This is a genomic window from Duganella sp. sic0402 (genome assembly GCF_019219065.1).
Taxonomy (GTDB): domain Bacteria; phylum Pseudomonadota; class Gammaproteobacteria; order Burkholderiales; family Burkholderiaceae_D; genus Rugamonas.
Map to the genome: position 1 here is coordinate 50,697 of NZ_JAHUWK010000011.1, position 18,441 is coordinate 69,137.

Annotated in this window: 17 protein-coding genes; 10 read left to right on the top strand and 7 right to left on the bottom strand. The window is 62.3% G+C overall.

Going from position 1 to position 18,441, the window contains the following annotated elements:
* Nucleotides 1-34 precede the first annotated feature (34 nt).
* The 5 genes from KW842_RS22160 (at nucleotide 35) to KW842_RS22180 (ending at nucleotide 4,078) form a co-directional block, all read left to right on the top strand.
* Nucleotides 35-1,213, top strand: coding sequence for an acetyl-CoA C-acetyltransferase (locus KW842_RS22160; protein ID WP_218306302.1), 1,179 nt, complete (start codon nucleotides 35-37; stop codon nucleotides 1,211-1,213).
* Nucleotides 1,214-1,286: 73 nt separating this feature from the next.
* Nucleotides 1,287-2,027 (top strand): acetoacetyl-CoA reductase, encoded by a 741-nt coding sequence (phbB, locus tag KW842_RS22165; RefSeq protein ID WP_218306303.1) that lies wholly within the window; start codon nucleotides 1,287-1,289, stop codon nucleotides 2,025-2,027.
* 108 nt (nucleotides 2,028-2,135) lie between these two features.
* Complete coding sequence (pip, locus tag KW842_RS22170) at nucleotides 2,136-3,092, top strand: prolyl aminopeptidase (protein ID WP_218306304.1); 957 nt, start codon at nucleotides 2,136-2,138, stop codon at nucleotides 3,090-3,092.
* A gap of 71 nt (nucleotides 3,093-3,163) precedes the next feature.
* Nucleotides 3,164-3,604 carry a DUF2721 domain-containing protein gene (locus tag KW842_RS22175; RefSeq protein ID WP_090188952.1) on the top strand — a complete coding sequence of 147 codons (441 nt, stop codon included), beginning with the start codon at nucleotides 3,164-3,166 and terminating at the stop codon, nucleotides 3,602-3,604.
* Nucleotides 3,605-3,625: 21 nt separating this feature from the next.
* Nucleotides 3,626-4,078: a hypothetical protein gene (locus KW842_RS22180; RefSeq protein ID WP_218306305.1), complete on the top strand. Its 453-nt coding sequence runs from the start codon at nucleotides 3,626-3,628 to the stop codon at nucleotides 4,076-4,078.
* 9 nt (nucleotides 4,079-4,087) lie between these two features.
* Here KW842_RS22180 and KW842_RS22185 read toward each other — a convergent pair whose 3' ends face one another.
* Nucleotides 4,088-4,681 (bottom strand): SRPBCC family protein, encoded by a 594-nt coding sequence (locus tag KW842_RS22185; RefSeq protein ID WP_218306448.1) that lies wholly within the window; start codon nucleotides 4,679-4,681, stop codon nucleotides 4,088-4,090.
* A 99-nt stretch (nucleotides 4,682-4,780) separates the two neighbouring features.
* Here KW842_RS22185 and KW842_RS22190 point away from each other — a divergent pair, with 99 nt between their 5' ends.
* On the top strand, nucleotides 4,781-6,826 hold the full coding sequence (locus KW842_RS22190; RefSeq protein ID WP_218306306.1) for an NADPH-dependent 2,4-dienoyl-CoA reductase: 2,046 nt from the start codon (nucleotides 4,781-4,783) through the stop codon (nucleotides 6,824-6,826).
* 3 nt (nucleotides 6,827-6,829) lie between these two features.
* On the opposite strand, the gene KW842_RS22195 is transcribed toward KW842_RS22190, so the two are convergent.
* The 4 genes from KW842_RS22195 to KW842_RS22210 all read right to left on the bottom strand — a co-directional run bounded on the left by KW842_RS22195 (nucleotide 6,830) and on the right by KW842_RS22210 (nucleotide 11,545).
* Nucleotides 6,830-7,600: an ABC transporter substrate-binding protein gene (locus KW842_RS22195; RefSeq protein ID WP_218306307.1), complete on the bottom strand. Its 771-nt coding sequence runs from the start codon at nucleotides 7,598-7,600 to the stop codon at nucleotides 6,830-6,832.
* A complete protein-coding gene (gene ybaL, locus KW842_RS22200) occupies nucleotides 7,600-9,321 on the bottom strand; it encodes a YbaL family putative K(+) efflux transporter (protein WP_218306308.1) in 1,722 nt (573 codons plus the stop codon). The genes KW842_RS22195 and ybaL overlap by 1 nt, the downstream gene beginning before the upstream one ends.
* A 286-nt stretch (nucleotides 9,322-9,607) precedes the next feature.
* A complete protein-coding gene (locus KW842_RS22205; RefSeq protein ID WP_218306309.1) occupies nucleotides 9,608-10,054 on the bottom strand; it encodes a carboxymuconolactone decarboxylase family protein in 447 nt (148 codons plus the stop codon).
* An 87-nt stretch (nucleotides 10,055-10,141) separates the two neighbouring features.
* Nucleotides 10,142-11,545: a PLP-dependent aminotransferase family protein gene (locus KW842_RS22210; protein ID WP_218306310.1), complete on the bottom strand. Its 1,404-nt coding sequence runs from the start codon at nucleotides 11,543-11,545 to the stop codon at nucleotides 10,142-10,144.
* A gap of 80 nt (nucleotides 11,546-11,625) precedes the next feature.
* On the opposite strand from KW842_RS22210, the gene KW842_RS22215 reads away from it, so the two are divergent.
* Nucleotides 11,626-12,045, top strand: a complete 420-nt coding sequence (locus tag KW842_RS22215; protein WP_229223848.1) for a GNAT family N-acetyltransferase — start codon at nucleotides 11,626-11,628, stop codon at nucleotides 12,043-12,045.
* Nucleotides 12,042-12,659 (top strand): FMN-dependent NADH-azoreductase, encoded by a 618-nt coding sequence (locus KW842_RS22220; protein ID WP_218306312.1) that lies wholly within the window; start codon nucleotides 12,042-12,044, stop codon nucleotides 12,657-12,659. The genes KW842_RS22215 and KW842_RS22220 overlap by 4 nt, the downstream gene beginning before the upstream one ends.
* On the opposite strand, the gene KW842_RS22225 is transcribed toward KW842_RS22220, so the two are convergent.
* Nucleotides 12,656-13,777, bottom strand: a complete 1,122-nt coding sequence (locus KW842_RS22225; RefSeq protein ID WP_218306313.1) for a beta-ketoacyl-ACP synthase III — start codon at nucleotides 13,775-13,777, stop codon at nucleotides 12,656-12,658. The genes KW842_RS22220 and KW842_RS22225 overlap by 4 nt on opposite strands.
* A gap of 125 nt (nucleotides 13,778-13,902) precedes the next feature.
* Nucleotides 13,903-15,348: a S41 family peptidase gene (locus tag KW842_RS22230; RefSeq protein WP_218306314.1), complete on the bottom strand. Its 1,446-nt coding sequence runs from the start codon at nucleotides 15,346-15,348 to the stop codon at nucleotides 13,903-13,905.
* Nucleotides 15,349-15,692: 344 nt separating this feature from the next.
* Here KW842_RS22230 and KW842_RS22235 point away from each other — a divergent pair, with 344 nt between their 5' ends.
* Nucleotides 15,693-16,280 (top strand): hypothetical protein, encoded by a 588-nt coding sequence (locus tag KW842_RS22235; protein ID WP_218306315.1) that lies wholly within the window; start codon nucleotides 15,693-15,695, stop codon nucleotides 16,278-16,280.
* A gap of 142 nt (nucleotides 16,281-16,422) precedes the next feature.
* Nucleotides 16,423-18,414 carry a M13 family metallopeptidase gene (locus tag KW842_RS22240; protein ID WP_218306449.1) on the top strand — a complete coding sequence of 664 codons (1,992 nt, stop codon included), beginning with the start codon at nucleotides 16,423-16,425 and terminating at the stop codon, nucleotides 18,412-18,414.
* The last annotated feature ends 27 nt before the right edge of the window (nucleotides 18,415-18,441 follow it).

Genomic DNA, 18,441 nt, shown 5'->3' on the forward strand with positions numbered 1-18,441 from the left:
TTAGCCGGCTGAGGCCGGCGCATTGGAGAATCAAATGGATGATGTAGTTATCGTTGCTGCTGGTCGTACGGGTGTGGGTAAATTCGGCGGCAGCCTGGCAAAAGTGCCGGCGTCGGAACTGGGCGCCCATGTCATCAAGGGCCTGATCGCCAAGTCCGGTATCGATCCGAATCTGATCAGCGAAGCCATCCTCGGCCAGGTGCTGACCGCCGGCGTCGGCCAGAATCCGGCGCGCCAGGCAGTGATCAAGTCTGGCCTGCCGAACACCATCCCTGGCTTCACCATCAACCATGTGTGCGGTTCCGGCCTGAAAGCCACCCACCTGGCGGCGCAGGCGCTGAAGGCGGGCGACGCGCAGATCGTCATCGCTGGCGGCCAGGAAAACATGAGCGCTGCACCGCACGTACTGAACGGTTCGCGCGACGGTTTCCGCATGGGCGACATCAAAATGACCGACAGCATGATCGTCGACGGCCTGTGGGACGCGTACAACCAATACCACATGGGCACCACCGCCGAGAACGTCGCGAAGAAATACGAGATTTCGCGCGCCGAACAGGATGAGTTCGCGCTGCAATCGCAGCTGAAGGCGGAAGCCGCGCAGAAAGCCGGCAAATTCAAGGACGAGATCCTGCCGCTGGAAATCGTGCAGAAAAAAGGCAGCATCATTTTCGACAGCGACGAATACATCAAGCCGGGCTCGACGCTGGAAGGCCTGGCCGGCTTGCGTCCTGCTTTCGCCAAGGATGGCACGGTCACCGCCGGCAACGCTTCCGGCCTGAACGACGGCGCTGCCGCCGTCATCATGACCACCGCCTCGAAAGCCAGGGAACTGGGCTTGCCGGTGCTGGCCAAAATCAAGGCCTACGCCTCGTCGGGCCTGGACCCGGCTTACATGGGCATGGGCCCGGTTTCGGCCACCAAACTGTGCCTGAAAAAAGCCGGCTGGACCCCGGACGACCTGGACCTGCTGGAAATCAACGAGGCGTTTGCCGCGCAGGCGGTGGCGGTCAACAAGGAAATGGGCTGGGACACCAGCAAGATCAACGTCAATGGCGGTGCAATCGCAATCGGCCACCCGATCGGCGCGTCCGGCGCGCGGGTGCTGGTCACGCTGATCCACGAAATGATACGCCGCGACGCCAAGAAAGGCCTGGCCTCGCTGTGCATCGGCGGCGGCATGGGCGTGGCGCTGGCGATCGAGCGCGCATAACAAGAAAAACTTTCGGTCCGGCGATAGACCGGACCGTTTCCGATTTTGGCGACACATAGAAGGGGACACAAAAATGGCAAGAGTTGCATTGGTAACCGGTGGCATGGGTGGTCTGGGCGAAGCGATCAGCTACAAGCTGTCCGCGCTGGGCTATTGCGTGGTCACCACTTATTCCCCAGGTAATCCCAAGGTAGAACAGTGGCTGGCCACGACCCGTGACCAGGGCTATAACTTCCGCGCCTATCCGTGCGATGTATCGGATTACGAATCGGCGCAGGCGTGCATCGCCGCGATCGAAAAAGACATCGGTCCGGTGGACGTGCTGGTGAACAACGCCGGCATCACGCGCGACATGACCTTCAAGAAAATGGACAAGGTCAACTGGGACGCGGTCATGAAGACCAATCTGGACTCGGTGTTCAATATGACCAAGCCGGTGTGCGACGGCATGATCGAGCGCGGCTGGGGCCGTATCATCAATATCTCGTCGGTCAACGGCCAGAAGGGCGCTTTCGGCCAGACCAACTACTCGGCCGCCAAGGCCGGCATGCACGGCTTCACCAAGGCGCTGGCGCTGGAAGTGGCGAAAAAAGGCGTGACCGTCAACACCATTTCGCCGGGCTATATCGGCACCAAGATGGTGATGGAGATCCCGCAGGACGTGCTGGATAGCAAAATCATCCCGCAAATCCCGATGGGCCGTTTGGGCAAGCCGGACGAAGTGGCGGGCCTGGTGGCGTATCTGGCCTCTGATGAAGCGGCTTTCGTTACTGGCGCCAACATCGCCATTAACGGCGGCCAGCACATGTCCTGACCCCGCAGCCCGCACCCCACTAGGGTCTGACCCCGTACGGGGTCAGACCCTTGCCGCCGCAGTGCGGGTTGGCGGTACAATCTGGCTATCAATGCTCAAAGGATAGCCATGTTCGATGCCGCCTCGCCCCTGTTCCCACCAGTCGCACCATCCCGCCACGGCATGCTGGCGGTGGATGAACTGCACACCATCTACTGGGAAGAAGTGGGCAATCCGGACGGCATCCCGGTGATCTTCCTGCACGGCGGCCCTGGCGCCGGACTGTCGCCGCAGCACCGCCGCTTCTTCGATCCCGAACAATACCGCGTCATCCTGTTCGACCAGCGTGGCGCCCGCAAGTCGACGCCGCTGGGCGAATGCCGCAATAACACCACCCAGCTGCTGATCGAAGACATCGAAAAACTGCGCGTGATGGCGGGCATTGCGCAATGGCTGGTATTCGGCGGCTCGTGGGGCTCGACGCTGGCGCTGGCCTATGGCGAAGCGCATCCCGAACGCTGCCTCGGCTTCGTACTGCGCGGCATCTTCCTGTGCACGCAAAAGGAAATCGACTGGTTCCTCGACGGCGCCCAATGGTTCCATCCCGAAATTCACGCCGAGTTCATCGCACCGATCCCGGAACAGGAACGCGGCAAACTGCTGCAAGCCTACGTCAGCCGCATCATGAGCGACGATCCGGCCGTGCACTGGCCGGCGGTGCGCGCCTGGAGCCGCTTCGAAGGCCGCCGCGTATTCCTGCTGCCGCAAGCCGAGGAAGCGCCATCGGACACGCTGGACCTGGGCGTCGGCCGGCTCGAATCGCACTATATGGCCAATCTCGGCTTCTTCAGCGACGACCAGCTGGTGCGCGAGGTCAGCCGTATCGCCCATCTGCCGGCGGTGATCGTGCAGGGCCGTTACGACGTGATCTGTCCGCCGGTATCCGCCTGGCGTTTGCATCAGGCCTGGCCCGGTTCCGTGCTGAAGATGATCCCCGACGCCGGCCATGGTGCCATGGAAACAGGCATCGCCCGCGCGCTGGTGGCCGCCACCGAACAGTTCAAGCACAAGCGCGGCTTCGCCTGAAAAAAGGCCCACCGGAGACGTGGGCTGCTACACTGTGGATTAATCGATAAGAATAAATCGTAATGGCACTCATGACACTGCAGACCGCTGACATCGGTCACATCATCCAGCTGGCGATTGCGCCGGTATTCCTGCTGTCGGGCGTATGCACCAACCTGATCGTGCTGACCAACCGGCTGGCGCGCATCATCGACCGCTCGCGCGTGCTGGAGGACCGGCTGGACGTCGCCTACAGCGATCCTTATCTGAATGAACTGGATGTGCTGTATCGCCGCTCGCACCTGATCAATATGTCGATTTTCCTGTCGACCGCCTGCGGGCTGTTCGTGTGCGTGATCGTGGCCATGCTGTTCCTGGGCGACATCACCAATCTCGGACTGGACAAGTATATTGCAGGCATGTTCGTGGTGGCAGTGATCTGCCTGGTTGGCAGCTTTGTTTCGCTGCTGCGCGAAATCTATATTGCGTCGAACTGGATGCGTTCCCAGCGCCACGTCCGCCGCAAGCGTTAAACTTTTTATGTGAGAAACATCATGCACGACTACCAACGCCCGCCCACCCTGTACCGCTACGGCGTGCGCGAAGACCTGGAACTGGCGCTGAGCCAGGGCCAGTTCATCCTGCGTCCAGCCTCCAACTGCCTGACGCTGAGCTTTTCCCAGGCCTGGGACAGCAGCCTGTTCGAACTGTTTGCCTCGGACGCCTGCCTGATCATCCACAACACGGAGGAATTCGGTGAGCGCCTGCACCGCGCCGTACAGCGCGCCTTGCCGAGCTGGGCCGGCATCGACGGCGCCGTCGAATACGGCACCCGCGCCGCGCTGGGCGCGGCCTTCACCAAAACGGCGGCCGAAGCGCAGGAGCAGGAATGGCAATTCGCCTGGCGCGCCATGCAGGCGCAGCTGAGCCTCAATCCCGTGCTGATCAAAATCGGCAGCCTGGAAAACTTCGCCGAGCTGCGTTCGCGCGACACCTACCTCGCCTAAACTCCCGGATTATTTGGGGATGGCTTCGACGCGCGCATCGTCGCGGCGGTCGAGGCGCGCCAGCACGGCGCTCATCATGCGCTCGATGTCGCTGCGTATCATCTTGGAACCGATCAGGCCCGGCACGTAAAAGTTCGGCAATAGCTTGCCGTGATAGACGATTTTGGTGCCGCCGGTTTCCGGCACAGGGATCAGTTCCCAGCGCGATTCATAATGCTTCATATCGCCGGAAATCAGCGCGATGTCGATAGCCGACATCGGCTGTTCGGTGGCGCGCACAATCAGGTGGATGGTGCGGTTCATGAACAGAAAGCGCGCCACGCCGAATTGCTCGATGATGACTTCATTGCCATTGCGTGACAGGACCTTGCACGACTCCATGTCCGGCACGAATTCTGTCATGCGTTCGTAGTTGGTGAGGATGCGCCATACCTTGGGCAGCGACGCGTTGACCATGCCGGTGGCGTCCACCTCATACATATGCTGACCGTCCTGGTCGACACGGTTGACGGATACCTCCAGCTTGGGCATGTCAGGCTTGGGTGCTTGTGCCGCCGCCAGCGGCGCGGTGACACCCAACAACAAAAACACAAGGAATCGCATCATTTGTCCAGCGTACGGTAAAGGGTGGCAGAATACAAGAGCGGCACGCGGGGACTTTAGAAGCCCAGGTCTAGAGATTTGGGATTAAATGCGGGCATTATGATAACGACACCATACCCACACTTGCTGGCACCCCTCGATCTCGGACACACGACGCTGCGTAACCGCGTCATCATGGGATCGATGCACACCGGCCTGGAAGACCGTTTCTACAATTACGGCAAGCTCGCCGCATTCTATCGTGAACGCGCGCGTGGTGGCGTAGGTTTAATCGTTACAGGTGGGATATCTCCTAACCGGTCCGGCTGGCTGTTACCCTTTGGGGGTACGCTCAACTTCAAGGGCGACGTACCCAATCACCGGCGCGTCACCAAGGCGGTGCACGAGGAGGGCGGCAAGGTCCTGATGCAGATCCTGCACTCGGGCCGCTATGGCTACCAGCCCTTCGTGGTGTCGGCGTCCGCCAGGAAGTCGCCGATCTCGCCCTTCAAGCCACGCGCGCTGAGCGAGGCCGGCATCGAGCAGACCATCCGCGATTACGCCCGCTGTGCGAAACTGGCGCGCGATGCCGGCTACGACGGCGTCGAGGTGATGGGCAGCGAAGGCTATCTGCTGAACCAGTTCTTGTGTGCGCGCACCAATCTGCGCACCGACAAATGGGGCGGCAGCATCGAGAACCGCATGCGCCTGCCGCTGGAAATCGTCAAGCGCATCCGTGCTGAAGTGGGCAAGGACTTCATCATCATGTACCGCCATTCGCTGCTGGACCTGGTCGAAGGCGGCAATACCTGGGACGATGTGGTGACGGTGGCCAAGGCCTTGCAGCAGGCCGGCGTGTCGATCCTCAACACCGGCTACGGCTGGCATGAGGCGCGCGTGCCGACCATCGTTACCTCGGTGCCGCGAGCCGCCTTTGCCAGCCTGGCTGGACGCCTGCGCCTGGAGGTGACGATACCGGTGGTGGCCTCCAACCGCATCAACATGCCGGCCGAAGCGGAAGGCATTCTGCAGCGCGGCGAGGCGGACATGATCTCGATGGCGCGTCCCTTCCTGGCCGATGCGCACTTTGTCGCCAAGGCTGCGGCTGGCCGCAGCGACGAGATCAACACCTGCATCGGCTGCAATCAAGCCTGCCTGGATCACACCTTCTCGAATAAACGCGCCAGCTGCCTGGTGAATCCGCGCGCCTGCCATGAGACGGAGCTGGTGTATGCGCCGACGGCGAAGCAGCGCCGCGTGGCGGTGGTCGGCGCCGGGCCGGCTGGCTTGTCGGCGGCCACGGTGGCGGCGGAGTGTGGCCACGCGGTGACCTTGTTCGATGCGTCCGACAGCATCGGCGGGCAATTCAAGATCGCCATGCAGGTGCCGGGCAAGGAGGAATTCGCCGAGACCATCCGCTACTTCGCGCGCAAGCTCGAACTGACCGGCGTCAAGCTGCGATTGAATACGCGCGCCACGCGCGAGCAGTTGCTGGCCGAAGGCTATGACGATGTGATCGTCGCCACCGGCATCAAGGTGCGCAAGCCGCCGATTCAAGGCATCGATCATCCGAAGGTGCTGTCATATGTCGATGTATTGCGCGACAAGGCGCCGGTCGGCAAACGCGTGGCCATCATCGGCGCGGGCGGCATCGGCTTCGACATGGGCGAATTCCTGCTGCACGACGCCGCCCATCCACTGCCGCAGGCGCTGGATGTCTGGGCCAGGGAATGGGGCGTCAGCCTGAAAGGCGAGACGCCGGGCGGCCTGGTGCCGCCGGTGCAGGCGGACCCTGTGCGGCAGCTGTATCTGCTGCAGCGGAAAACTTCGCGTCCGGGCGCTGGCCTGGGCAAGACTTCCGGCTGGGTGCACCGCGCGGTATTGGCGCGCAACGGCGTGGTGATGCTGGCCGGCGTGCAGTACGACCGCATCGACGATCAGGGCTTGCATATCACCGTGGGCGGCGAGCAGCGCCTGCTATCGGTGGACAACGTGGTCATCTGCGCGGGCCAGGACAGCCTGGCGGAGCTGATGCCGGGCGAGCAGGAAGTGAAAGCCAACGCGTCCTGGCCGCGCTTCCACAAAATCGGTGGCGCCGCGCTGGCGGCGGAGCTGGACGCCAAGCGCGCCATCAAGGAAGGCGCCGAGCTGGCGGCAAGACTTTAGGCATCAGCAGCCGGACACATTGGCCACGCTGTCGATGGCTTTCTGTATGCTGCCAGATTTGCTGATGCGCGTGATGGCCTGGTTCAGCACCGGCAGCAGTTTTGTATAGCCGCCGCTTTTCGGCACGGCGATGAGCAAGGGTTCGAAGCCCACCGATTTGCTGGCCACGGTCCAGCGGTCGCTGGGGAAGCGGCAATTCAGGCTGGCGCCAAGTTGCACTGGATTGCGGAAGCTGTCCACCAGCACCCCGTCAACGTGGTGCGCGCTCAGCATTTTCAGGCGGCTTTCCATCGACGCGGCATTCTCTTCGACCTTGAACAGCTTGCCCCGCCGCGCTTCAAATTCCGGGCCGTATTTGCCGCCGCTGCCGATCGAAATCACTTTGCCGCGCAGGTCCGACCAGCGGCGGAATATCAGCGGCGTTTGCGCCGATGACACCAGCCATTGATTGGCCGCGTACAGCGGCTTGGTGAAGCGGAAGACGCCCAGCCGCTCCGGTGTGATCGCCGCGCCGTACAGCAGGCCTTCGCCATTTTCCGCCATCAGCTGCGCGCGGCGCCAGGGATAGGCCTGGATCACCAGGTGCAGTCCCGACTCCGCCGCAAGCTGGCTGATGACTGCGGTGATGACGGGTGGCGTCGGCAGCATATTGCCGCGCGGGTCGACGGTTTCGGCGATCAGTACCGGAATCTCATCGTCCTTGTCGGCGGCATACGCCGCCGCTGCCGGCAGCAGCGCGGCCAGAGCACAGGCGACAAAAGCATGCCTGAACATCAGTGCGCGTGGCCTTTGCCATGCTTCTCCAGGCTGTCCAGCACATAGGCGGTCATGCCCTTGGCCAGTTCCTGTTCGCCCATGAAGATTTCGCCGGCGCGTTCGCTGCGCAGCAGGTCCGCCTCGGCGTCGTTATGGGTGCGCACCACGGTCTTGATACCCGGATTCAGCGCGCGCGCGGTTTCGATCATGGCGCGCACGTGGAAGGTGTCCGGCGTGGCGATGACCAGGATGGCCGCATGCGCGATGTGCGCCTGGATCAGCACCGCCGGCTCGCCGGCGTTACCCGCCACCGCAGGCACGCCGTCTTTGCGCAGCTGATCGACAACCTCGCGATTCTGTTCCGCCACCACATAGGAGATGCCTTTTTCCTTCAGCACCGCAGCGATCTTGCGGCCTACACGGCCATAGCCGACCAGCACCACCTGGCCGCGCAGATGTTCGTGTGGGGTGGTCATCGGCAGTTCGGCCAGCGGGTCGGGTGAGCGGTCGAACTTGGCCGCCAGATCCAGGTTTTTGCCCAGCCAGCGTTCCAACGGCTTGGTGACCAGGAAGACTACAGGATTGAGTGCGATCGAGATGATGGCACCGGCCAGGATCAGGCTCTGGCCTTCTTCCGGCATCAGCTTCAGCGATATGCCCAGCGCGGCCAGGATGAAGGAAAATTCGCCGATCTGCGCCAGGCTGGCGGAGACCATCAGCGCGGTCTTGGCCGGGTAGCGCAGCAGCAGCACCAGCAGGAAGGCCGCCACCGATTTACCGACGACGACGATCGCCACTACCGCCAGCAGCTTGAGCGGCTGTTCGGTCAGCACGGTCGGCTCGAACAGCATGCCGACCGAGACGAAGAACAGCACCGCGAACGCATCGCGCAGCGGCAGTGACTCTTCGGCGGCACGGTGCGCCAGCGCCGATTCGCGCAGCACCATGCCGGCAAAGAAGGAGCCCAGCGCGAACGACACGCCGAAGTAGTGGGTGGAGGCGTAGGCGATGCCGACGGCTGCCGCGATCACGCACAGCGTGAACAGCTCACGCGAGCCGGTGCGCGCCACTTGCCACAAAATCCATGGGAACAGTTTGCGGCCAACGACCAGCATCAGCACGATGAAGGCGCCGACCTGGCCCAGCGTCAATGCCAGCGTCCACCAGATATTATCGTCGCCGCCGCCATGGCCGCCGTCGAGCGCTTCGCCGCCCAGCGAGCTGGCCAGCGCCGGCAGCAGCACCAGCATCAGCACCGTCACCAGGTCTTCCACCACCAGCCAGCCGACCGCGATGCGGCCATTGAAGGAGTCGAGTATGCCGCGCTCCTCAAGGGCGCGCAGCAGCACCACGGTACTGGCTACCGACAAAGCCAGGCCGAACACCAGCCCGCCGCCGATGCTCCAGCCCCAGAAGTGGGCCAGCGCCATGCCGAGCGCGGTGGCGACGGCAATCTGCAATATCGCCCCCGGCAGCGCGACCTTGCGCACGTCCCACAAGTCTTCCAGCGAGAAGTGCAGGCCGACGCCGAACATCATCAGCATCACGCCGATTTCGGCCAGCTGGCCAGCCAGTGCGGCATCCGCCACATAACCCGGTGTCGCCGGTCCAATAATAATGCCCGCAGCGAGATACCCCACCAGCGCCGGCAGCTTGAGGCGCGTTGCTATATAGCCGAACAGGAGACCAGCTCCCAGTGCGGCGGCGATCGTGGTAATCAGACTGATGTTATGGGGCATGCGTTGGGGGCTCCTTGAGGAAAAAAAGATAAGGGAAACCCTGAGATTAGCATACGCAGCCCGCCCGGCTGCCAAAAGTGCATGGTTGCTTTAAAGAATTGCCAAAATTTTCTGGCAACATCACGTTGGCGATGGATGCCGCCATTACCACGCATTACATCACTGGACCGGAAGGCCAGCCTTGGCCCGGCGTAGTTGACTACGCTGTGGAAAGACTGGTTCCGTTCAAAAACAGCAAGGCGCGCATCAGGCAAAGCAATGGCGCCTGGGTGGCCAGGCCGGCGAGTTAGCCCAGCGCAGCCGGCTGCATGCGCATGCTGACGCCGAAGCGGTTGAAGGCGTTCATCAGTGCGACGGCGACGGTGATGTCGGCCAGTTCCTGCTCGCTCAGCACTTTCAGCGCGGCCTGGTAGTCGGCGTCCGGCACCTTGGTTTGCTCGACGCGGGTGACCACTTCGGCCCAGGCCAGTGCGGCTTGTTCTTTTTCGCTGAACAGGGCCGCCGCTTCATCCCATACCGGCACCAGCGCGATTTTGTCGCTCTTGACGCCTTGCTTCAGCAGGTCGCGGGTATGCATGTCGATGCAGTAGGCGCAGCCGTTGATCAGCGAGATCCGCAGGTAGACCAGCTCCAGCAGCTCGGCCGGCAGGGCGCCCGCCACATAGTCTTTGACGGCGCCAAAGCCTTTGTAGGCGGCAGGGGCAAATTTGAAGATTTCCAGACGTTTGCTCATGATGATTTCCTCTGTGTGCTTGGTTACGATGGAATCATTGTGCGCCTTGATGGACTATTCAAGAAGAGCCAAGATGCGTGATTTTGACTAGGCCATGATTTTCAGTATGCGTTTACCCAGCTCTTGCGCCCTGGCTTGCGATTCGATATTGGTGAAGGCCAGCAGCAGCGCCGAAGGGATATGCGGCAGCACGCCGCGCTCGGACAGTGCCAGCGCCGCCATGCCTTTCTCGCGCATGCGCGCCGCCAGTGCGCGATCGGTGTGATAGCCCTTCATGCACAGCACCAGGTGCATGCCGCCTGGTTGCGGCTCCACCTGCATGTGCTTGCCCAGCACCGAGGACAGGCCGTCGGCGGTCAGCTCGCGGCGTTCGGCGTACAGGCGGCGCATGCGCTGGATGTGGCGGGCGAAATGGCCTTCGTTCATGAAGTCCGCGACCACGCCCTGCATCAGTGCCGGGCCGCCGGTGGCGAAGGTGCGGCAGATGTGTTCAAAACGCTCCACCTGCGCCGGCGGCACCACCAGGTAGGCCAGCCGGATGGCCGGGAACAGTACCTTGCTGAAGGTACCGGAATACAGCACGCGGCCATCGCGGTCCAGGCTTTGCAGCGCGGGCAGCGGACGGCTGACATAGCGGTATTCGCCATCGTAGTCGTCTTCTACAATCCAGGCGCCGGCCTGCGCTGCCCAGTCCAGCAGGGCCAGGCGGCGTGGCAGCGACAGCGACACGCATAGCGGGCTTTGATGTGCCGGCGTGACGATGGCGGCCTTGGCGCCGGGCGCGCTGGCCACGCCGTGCGACACCATCAAGCCTTCGGCATCGACCTGCACCGGTGCGACCTGCATGCCGGCTTCCCGCAGCAGGTCGCTGGTCGGTGGATAGCCGGGATCTTCGACCCATACGCCATCGCCGGGCTTGAGCAGTGCGCGCGTGATCAGTTCCATGCTGTTGCGGTAGCCGTTGGTGATGAAGATCTGCGACGGCGTGCAGTCGATGCCGCGCGACAGTTGCAGGTAGGCGGCGATGGCGATGCGCAGTTCCGGCAGTCCGGCCCATGGCGGATAGATCATGTCGGCCGGCTGCGTAGCGCGCACCGCGCGTGCAGCCAGGCGCGCCCACACCTTGCGCGGGAAGGCGTCCAGCGCGGGTATGCCCATCTGGAAGGGCTTGGTGGAGGAGGCGGCTTCGCCCAGATTGTTGTGGGCCGATGCGGGACGCGGCGTGGGCGCCACGGGGGCATGACGGGCCAGCGCCGGTGTGACCACGGTGCCGGCCTGGCCGCGTGCCTCCACATAGCCTTCCGCTGTCAGCAGTGCGTAGGCTGATTCCACCGTGCCGCGCGCCAGGCCCAGTTCCAGCGCCAGTGCGCGTGCGGCGGGGATGCGGTCGCCGGGTTGTAGCGTGCCTTCGGCGATGGCGCTGCGGAAGCGCGTGTATATTTGTCGGTACAGCGGCTCGGCGGCGCTGCTATCCAGCTGGAGAAAATCCATGGTCTATTCCATATGTCATTTTATGGCTCTATGGATTATGCCATTGGCGGCCTACGATGGCGTCTTTGAAAGGATACGCCATGAAAATCGTAGAGACGGAACAAGAGCTGCGCGCCTGCTATCCGGTGATGAAGGCGCTGCGTCCGCATCTGCTGTCGGAGGATGCGTTTGTCGCGCAGGTGATGCGCCAGCGCGAGCAGGACTATCACATCCTGGCGGTGTGGCAGGATGACGAGGTGGTGGCGCTGGCCGGCTATCGCTATCAGGAGAACACGGTGTACGGCCGCTTCCTGTATGTGGACGATCTGATCACGGCAGAACAGCATCGCAGCCGTCGCTGGGGCGCCCTGCTGCTGGGGAAGCTGACCGTGTTTGCCGAGCAGGCGCAATGCGCGCGGCTGGTGCTGGATACGGCGCTGACCAATGTGCTGGGCCAGCGTTTCTATTTCCGCGAAGGGCTGCTGCCCGGCGCGCTACGTTTCGGCAAGGTGATTGCATGAAGAAGATTTTGCACATCAGCGCCAGTTCGCGCGCTGAAGATTCGGCCAGCTACCGCTTGTCGCAACAGCTCATCGCGCAACTGCGCAAGGCGTATCCGGAGGCGCAGCTGGTGTCGCGTGATTTGTGGGCGCAGCCGTTGCCGCATGTGGATTTCCAATATTCCAATGCGTTGTCACGTCACCCCGGCGGCACCGCGCATGCGAACGGATTGTCATCGCTGGCCTGGTCGGATCTGCTGATCGAAGAACTGAAGGCTGCCGATGCGGTAGTAATCGCCACACCCATGCACAACTTCAGCGTACCTTCGGTGCTGAAGGCGTGGCTGGACCACGTGGTGCGCATCGGCGTGACTTTTAACGCTACACCGGAAGGCAAGATCGGCACCCTGGCCGACCGTCCGGTCTACATCGCGGTCAGTTCCGGCGGCTGGCGCACTGGCGAACGAGCCCGCCAACCCGATTTCCTGGAACCCTATCTGCGCGCCATCCTGCCCACCATCGGCCTGAAAGATCTGCACTTCTTCTCGCTGCAGGCACTGGCTGCCGGCCCGGATGCAACAACGGCCGCGTATGCGGCCGTTGAGCAGGAACTAGCGAACCACTTCCGGGCTTAGAGACGCTTCACCACCACGCAGCCGATCGAGTAGCCGGCGCCGAAGGAGCAGATCACGCCCAGTTCGCCGGCGGCCATGTCGGCCGAGTGCTTGTGGAAGGCGATGATGGAGCCGGCCGACGAGGTGTTGGCGTATTCGTCCAGGATCACCGGCGCTTCGCCCGGTTCGGCGTCGCGGCCCAGCACCAGGCGGCTGATCAGCAAGTTCATGTTGAGGTTGGCCTGGTGCAGCCAGTAGCGCTTCACCTGCGGCACGTCCAGGCCGGCGTTGGCGATGGTGTCCTTGATCATCTCGGCGGCCATCGGGCAGACATCCTTGAACACCTTGCGGCCCTGCTGGCGGAACAGCTTGTCGGCCTGGCCCACGCCGGCTTCGTCGAAGCGGTTGAGGAAGCCGAAGTTGTTGCGGATGTTGTTGGAGAAGCTGGTCTTCAGCTTGCTGTCCACAATCTCCCACTGCTGCGCGCTGGTGGCCGTGTCTTTGGCTTCGACGACAATGGCGGTGCAGGCGTCGCCGAAGATGAAGTGGCTGTCGCGGTCGCGCCAGTTCAGGTGGCCCGAGGTGATTTCCGGATTCAGCACCAGCACCGCGCGCGCCTGGCCGCTTTGCACCGCCGCCACTGCCTGCTGGATGCCGAAGGTGGCCGACGAGCAGGCCACGTTCATGTCGAAGCCATAGCCTTCGATGCCCAGTGCGCCTTGCACTTCCACCGCCATCGCCGGATAGCCGCGCTGCATATTCGAGCAGGCCACCAGCACCATATCGATATCGGCCGGCGTCTTGCCGGCGCGGTCCAGCGCCTGGCGCGCCGCCGCCACCGAAATTTCCGCCTGCAGCGACAGTTCTTCGTCGGCGCGTTCAGGGATATGCGACACCATGCGTTGCGGATCGAGGATGCCGGCTTTTTCCATCACATAGCGCGCCTTGATGCCGGAGGCTTTTTCGATGAAGGCCACGCTGGATGGCTCCAGCGCCGTGAGCGTGCCTTCCGCGATGGCGGCGGCATTGCCGGCGTTGAATTGTTCGGCGTAGGCGTTGAAGCATGCAACCAGCTCTTCATTGCTGATCGACTGCGCTGGCGTATAGAGGCCGGTACCGCTGATGACGGCTTGTTTCATGGTTAAACTTTCAAATTAGGCAATGGCATGCGCCAATAATGAGGCAAATTCTACACAATGCCTGCACCTTAGGCGCAAATAAAAGCGGCGCCCTTGAGGCGCCGCGCTATTCAGGCCACAACTGCTTATTTTTTGGACAGGTCTTTCTTCAGGCCGGTTTCGGTGCTGACGATGGCGGTGCTTTGCTTGGCCAGCTGCACCGGCAGGCCTTTCAGGTGGTTCAGCGCCTGCTGCAGCTGGAAATCCTCGCCGCTGCCGTATTCCAGCGGCTTGCGGTTTTTCTCCAGCGCCAGGATGCGGATCTGTTCTTCGAGTTCGTCGCGCTTGCTTTTCTCGCCTTCGGCCTCGCGGTCGTTGGACAGATGCTTGCTGAGATCGGCCTCGCGGGTGCGCAGCGCGTTCAGGCCGTCGCCATCGGCGTTTTCATCCACCGCCACGTCCGGCGTGATGCCCTTGGCCTGGATCGAGCGGCCGTTCGGCGTGTAGTAGCGCGCCGTGGTCAGCTTGACCGCCGTGTCGGCCGTCAGCTGGCGGATGGTCTGCACCGAGCCTTTGCCGAAGGTCTGGGTGCCGATGATGTCGGCGCGCTTGTAATCCTGCAGCGCGCCCGCGACGATTTCCGAGGCCGACGCCGAACCGGTGTTGACCAGCACGACCATCGGCACTTTCTTGATCGCGGCCGGCAGCTTGGCCAGCGCGTCGGCTTCGCCGCGCAGCTCGTAGTATTCGGGACGGCCGTAGAAGATTTGCTTCTGGTCGGGCAACTGGCCGTTGGTCGATACGATAGGCGAGTCTTTCGGCAGGAAGGCGGCGGCGACGCCGATCGCGCCTTGCAGTACGCCGCCCGGATCGTTGCGCAGGTCCAGTACCAGGCCCTTGATGTTCGGGTCCTGTTTGTATAATTCGATAATCTTGGCCGCCATGTCATCCACGGTCGGTTCCTGGAACTGCGAGATGCGCAGCCAGGCATAGCCCGGCTCAATCAGCTTGCCCTTCACGCTTTTCTGGTGGATCTCTTCGCGCGTGATGTTGAAGGTCAGCGGCTCTTCCTCGCCCTTGCGCAGCACCGTCAGGCTGACTTTACTGTTTGGCTCGCCGCGCATCTTCTTGATCGACTCATCCAGCGACATGCCTTTGATCGGCGTGTTGTCGAGGCGGCTGATCAGGTCGCCCGGCTTGATGCCGGCGCGCCAGGCGGGCGAATCCTCGATCGGCGCGACGATCTTGATATAGCCATCTTCGCTTTGGCCGATCTCGATGCCAAGGCCGACGAACTTGCCTTGCGAGCCTTCGCGCAATTCGGCGTAGGCTTTCTTGTCGAGGTAGGCGGAGTGCGGGTCCAGCGAGGCGACCATGCCGGAGATGGCTTCGGTCAGCAGCTTCTTGTCTTCGACCGGTTCAACATAGTCGGATTTGATCAGACCGAAGACATCGGCCAGCTGGCGCAGCTCTTCCAGCGGCAGCGGCGGGTCCATCGGCCGTTGCGCCATGGCGGAGAATTGCAACGATATGGCGATGCCCGCCACCACGCCGAGTCCGACCAGACCCGAATTCTTTAATTTCTTGCCCATGTTTCACCTGTCAAAGCACGCGCGCTGCGGATTTGCAGCCTGCATGAAACGAGTATAAACCTGATTCGCAGCAAACGTAGTAGCCATCACGAAATGATTTATACCTTTACGAGGTTTTACAACGCGCTCCGTTGACTTTTAAAGCATGCCAGACGCCGCTTGGCGAAAGGCCAATTTTGCTGTTTTGTATGGAGTGTATCCCTCACGTTCACGACGGTAAGTATTTGTAAGAAGCCCTGTAACGGCGGCGTGTGCGGCCTACACTGAGCTCGTATTTCTCTCTACCCTGAAGTGGTTTTTGCCTGCGCCCCAAGCGCAGGCTTTTTTTTATCTACGGAGCATACATGCGATTTCTGTCACGTCCATCCCCGTCCATTTTGTGCCGTTTCGGCGCCGCGCTGGCCTTGTCCGGCCTGCTGTCATCGGCCTTTGCCTTGCCCTTGATGGAGATGAAAGCCGAAGACTATCTGCCCATGGCGGCGGAGCTGAAGAAAACGCTGAACCTGAACGCCAACCAGCAAACCCTGTGGGCGCAAACCGAAACCAAAACACGCAACCTGCTGCGCGCCCGCAAGGAACGGCGCGAACATCTGCAAGCCGCCACGCTGGCCGGTGCGCGCGGCGCCAATGTCGAACTGCGTGATCTGGCCAAGGCGGTGGAGGAGGAAAGCAATGCCAGCACCGGCGAAGAAAAGCTGCTGCGCGAATGGTGGCTGACTGTCAATGATGCCTTATCGGAAAGCCAGCGCCAGGTGGTGGCGCAGATGCTGGCCGAGCAGCTGCAGCGCGTGCAGGAGAGTGGTGGTGGCGGCCGGCCGGAACGCAAGGAAGAGGGCGGCGAACATCGCGGCGGCAAAGGCGGACGCGGTGGCATGGGCGGCGGCGTCGGTGCGGGCGGCCTGAATGTCAACTTGCCGGGCGGTGGCGGCTGATCATCGTGTGTATCGTAAAGTAACAAGCGGGCCAGTGCTTTCCTTGTGGTCGGAGCGGACGTTAGAATAGAAATCCAAGTTCTAACCATAAGGACACGCTGTGAAAAAATCGTTGTTGCTGACCACTTTGACCCTGAGCCTGATGACCGCCTTCGCCATGGCGCAAGACACCACGCCGATCTCCGGCATCGACCTGCCCAATATGGACACCAGCGTGCGTCCGCAGGATGACTTCTTTACCTACCTGAATGGCAACTGGCTGAAGACCACCGAAATCCCCGGCGACAAATCCAGCTGGGGCACCTTCGCCAAGATGCGCGACGACACGCTGCCGCAGCTGCGCGGCCTGATCGAAAAAGCCGAAGCCGACAAAACCCGCAAGCCGGGCAGCGAAGCGCAGAAGATCGCCGACCTGTACGCCAGCTATATGGACGAGGCCAAGCTGAACGAAGCTGGCATCCGTCCGCTGACCGGTGAGCTGAACCGCATCCGCGCGATCAAGGACAAGAAAGGCTTGCCGATTCTGATCGCCCACCTGAACCAGATCGGCGTGGGCACGCCGTTTGGCGTCGGCGTGCGCCAGGACGCGCGCGAATCGACCAAGTACGCGGTCTACATCGCCCAGAGCGGCCTGGGCCTGCCGGACCGTGACTACTACCTGAAAAAAGACGACGCCAAGCTGGCCGCCACCCTGGCCAAGTATGAGCTGCATGTGGCCAAGATCCTGGGCCTGTCGGGCGACCGCAACGCCGGCGCCAACGCCAAGAAAATCGTCGCGCTGGAAACCGCACTGGCGGAAGCGCAATGGACCAAGGTGCAGAACCGCGACCCGGTCAAGCGCTACAACAAGATGCCGATCAAGCAGCTGGCCGAGCTGGCGCCGGGCTTTGACTGGAGCCATACGCTGGCCGCCACCGGGGTCGCCAACAAGGTTGACTATGTGATCGTCAGCCAGCCGAGCTATCTGACCGGCTTTACCGCCACGCTGGAGAAGACCGACCTGGCAACCTGGAAAGCGTATTTCGAATGGCAGCTGCTGCGTGAAACTTCGCCCTTCCTGTCCAAGGATTTCGCCGACGCGCACTTCGATTTCTACAGCACTGTGCTGACCGGTGTGGAAGTCAAGCCGCCGCGCTGGAAGAATGGTGTGGCGCTGGTTGAAGCCAGCCTGGGCGAAGCGCTGGGCAAGCTGTACGTGGCGGAATACTTCCCGCCTGAGCGCAAGGAACGCATGGACCAGCTGGTGAAGAATGTGCTGGCCGCCTACAAGACCAGCATCGACAGTCTGGACTGGATGAGCCCCGCCACCAAGATCGAGGCGCAAGCCAAGCTGGCCAAGTTCACGCCCAAGATCGGCTATCCGAACAAGTGGCGCGACTACTCGACGCTGGCCATCATCAAGAGCGACCTGGTGGGCAATGTGCTGCGCGCCTCCAACTACCGCCACGCGCGCATGATCGCCAAGCTGGGCAAGCCGATCGACCGCGAGGAATGGGGCATGACGCCGCAAACCATCAACGCCTATTACAGCTCGACGATGAATGAGATCGTATTCCCGGCAGCCATCCTGCAACCGCCGTTCTTCGATGCGCGCGCGGATGACGCGGTCAACTACGGCGCCATCGGTGCGGTGATCGGCCACGAGATCAGCCACGGCTTCGACGACGGCGGCAGCCAGTCGGACGGCGACGGCAATCTGCGCGACTGGTGGACTGCCGAAGACAAGGCCAACTTCAAGGCCAAGACCGATGCGCTGGTCAAGCAGTACGACGGCTACAGCCCGCTGCCTGGCTACCACGTCAACGGCGCGCTGACGCTGGGCGAGAACATCGCCGACAACAGCGGCATGGCGGTCGCCTACAAGGCCTACAAGCTGTCGCTGGGCGGCAAGCCGGCGCCGGTGATCGATGGTTTCACCGGCGAGCAGCGCTTCTACATGGGCTTCGGCCAGATCTGGCGCGTCAAGATGCGCGAGCAGCAGCAGGTACAGCAGATCAAGACCGATCCGCATTCGCCAGGCCAGTACCGCACCAATGGCCCGGTGGTGAACCAGCCCGGCTTCTATGAAGCCTTCGGCGTCAAGCCGGGCGACAAGCTATATGTTGCGCCGGAACAGCGCATCATCATCTGGTAAGCGTTTATCCCCAGCAAAAAAGCCACC

Bases quoted from the DNA above. Each gene is read 5' to 3' on its own strand.
- KW842_RS22160 (WP_218306302.1), top strand. From the start codon at position 35: ATGGATGATGTAGTTATCGTTGCTGCTGGTCGTACGGGTGTGGGTAAA.
- phbB (WP_218306303.1), top strand. From the start codon at position 1,287: ATGGCAAGAGTTGCATTGGTAACCGGTGGCATGGGTGGTCTGGGCGAA.
- pip (WP_218306304.1), top strand. From the start codon at position 2,136: ATGTTCGATGCCGCCTCGCCCCTGTTCCCACCAGTCGCACCATCCCGC.
- KW842_RS22175 (WP_090188952.1), top strand. From the start codon at position 3,164: ATGACACTGCAGACCGCTGACATCGGTCACATCATCCAGCTGGCGATT.
- KW842_RS22180 (WP_218306305.1), top strand. From the start codon at position 3,626: ATGCACGACTACCAACGCCCGCCCACCCTGTACCGCTACGGCGTGCGC.
- KW842_RS22185 (WP_218306448.1), bottom strand. From the start codon at position 4,681: ATGCGATTCCTTGTGTTTTTGTTGTTGGGTGTCACCGCGCCGCTGGCG.
- KW842_RS22190 (WP_218306306.1), top strand. From the start codon at position 4,781: ATGATAACGACACCATACCCACACTTGCTGGCACCCCTCGATCTCGGA.
- KW842_RS22195 (WP_218306307.1), bottom strand. From the start codon at position 7,600: ATGTTCAGGCATGCTTTTGTCGCCTGTGCTCTGGCCGCGCTGCTGCCG.
- ybaL (WP_218306308.1), bottom strand. From the start codon at position 9,321: ATGCCCCATAACATCAGTCTGATTACCACGATCGCCGCCGCACTGGGA.
- KW842_RS22205 (WP_218306309.1), bottom strand. From the start codon at position 10,054: ATGAGCAAACGTCTGGAAATCTTCAAATTTGCCCCTGCCGCCTACAAA.
- KW842_RS22210 (WP_218306310.1), bottom strand. From the start codon at position 11,545: ATGGATTTTCTCCAGCTGGATAGCAGCGCCGCCGAGCCGCTGTACCGA.
- KW842_RS22215 (WP_229223848.1), top strand. From the start codon at position 11,626: ATGAAAATCGTAGAGACGGAACAAGAGCTGCGCGCCTGCTATCCGGTG.
- KW842_RS22220 (WP_218306312.1), top strand. From the start codon at position 12,042: ATGAAGAAGATTTTGCACATCAGCGCCAGTTCGCGCGCTGAAGATTCG.
- KW842_RS22225 (WP_218306313.1), bottom strand. From the start codon at position 13,777: ATGAAACAAGCCGTCATCAGCGGTACCGGCCTCTATACGCCAGCGCAG.
- KW842_RS22230 (WP_218306314.1), bottom strand. From the start codon at position 15,348: ATGGGCAAGAAATTAAAGAATTCGGGTCTGGTCGGACTCGGCGTGGTG.
- KW842_RS22235 (WP_218306315.1), top strand. From the start codon at position 15,693: ATGCGATTTCTGTCACGTCCATCCCCGTCCATTTTGTGCCGTTTCGGC.
- KW842_RS22240 (WP_218306449.1), top strand. From the start codon at position 16,423: ATGACCGCCTTCGCCATGGCGCAAGACACCACGCCGATCTCCGGCATC.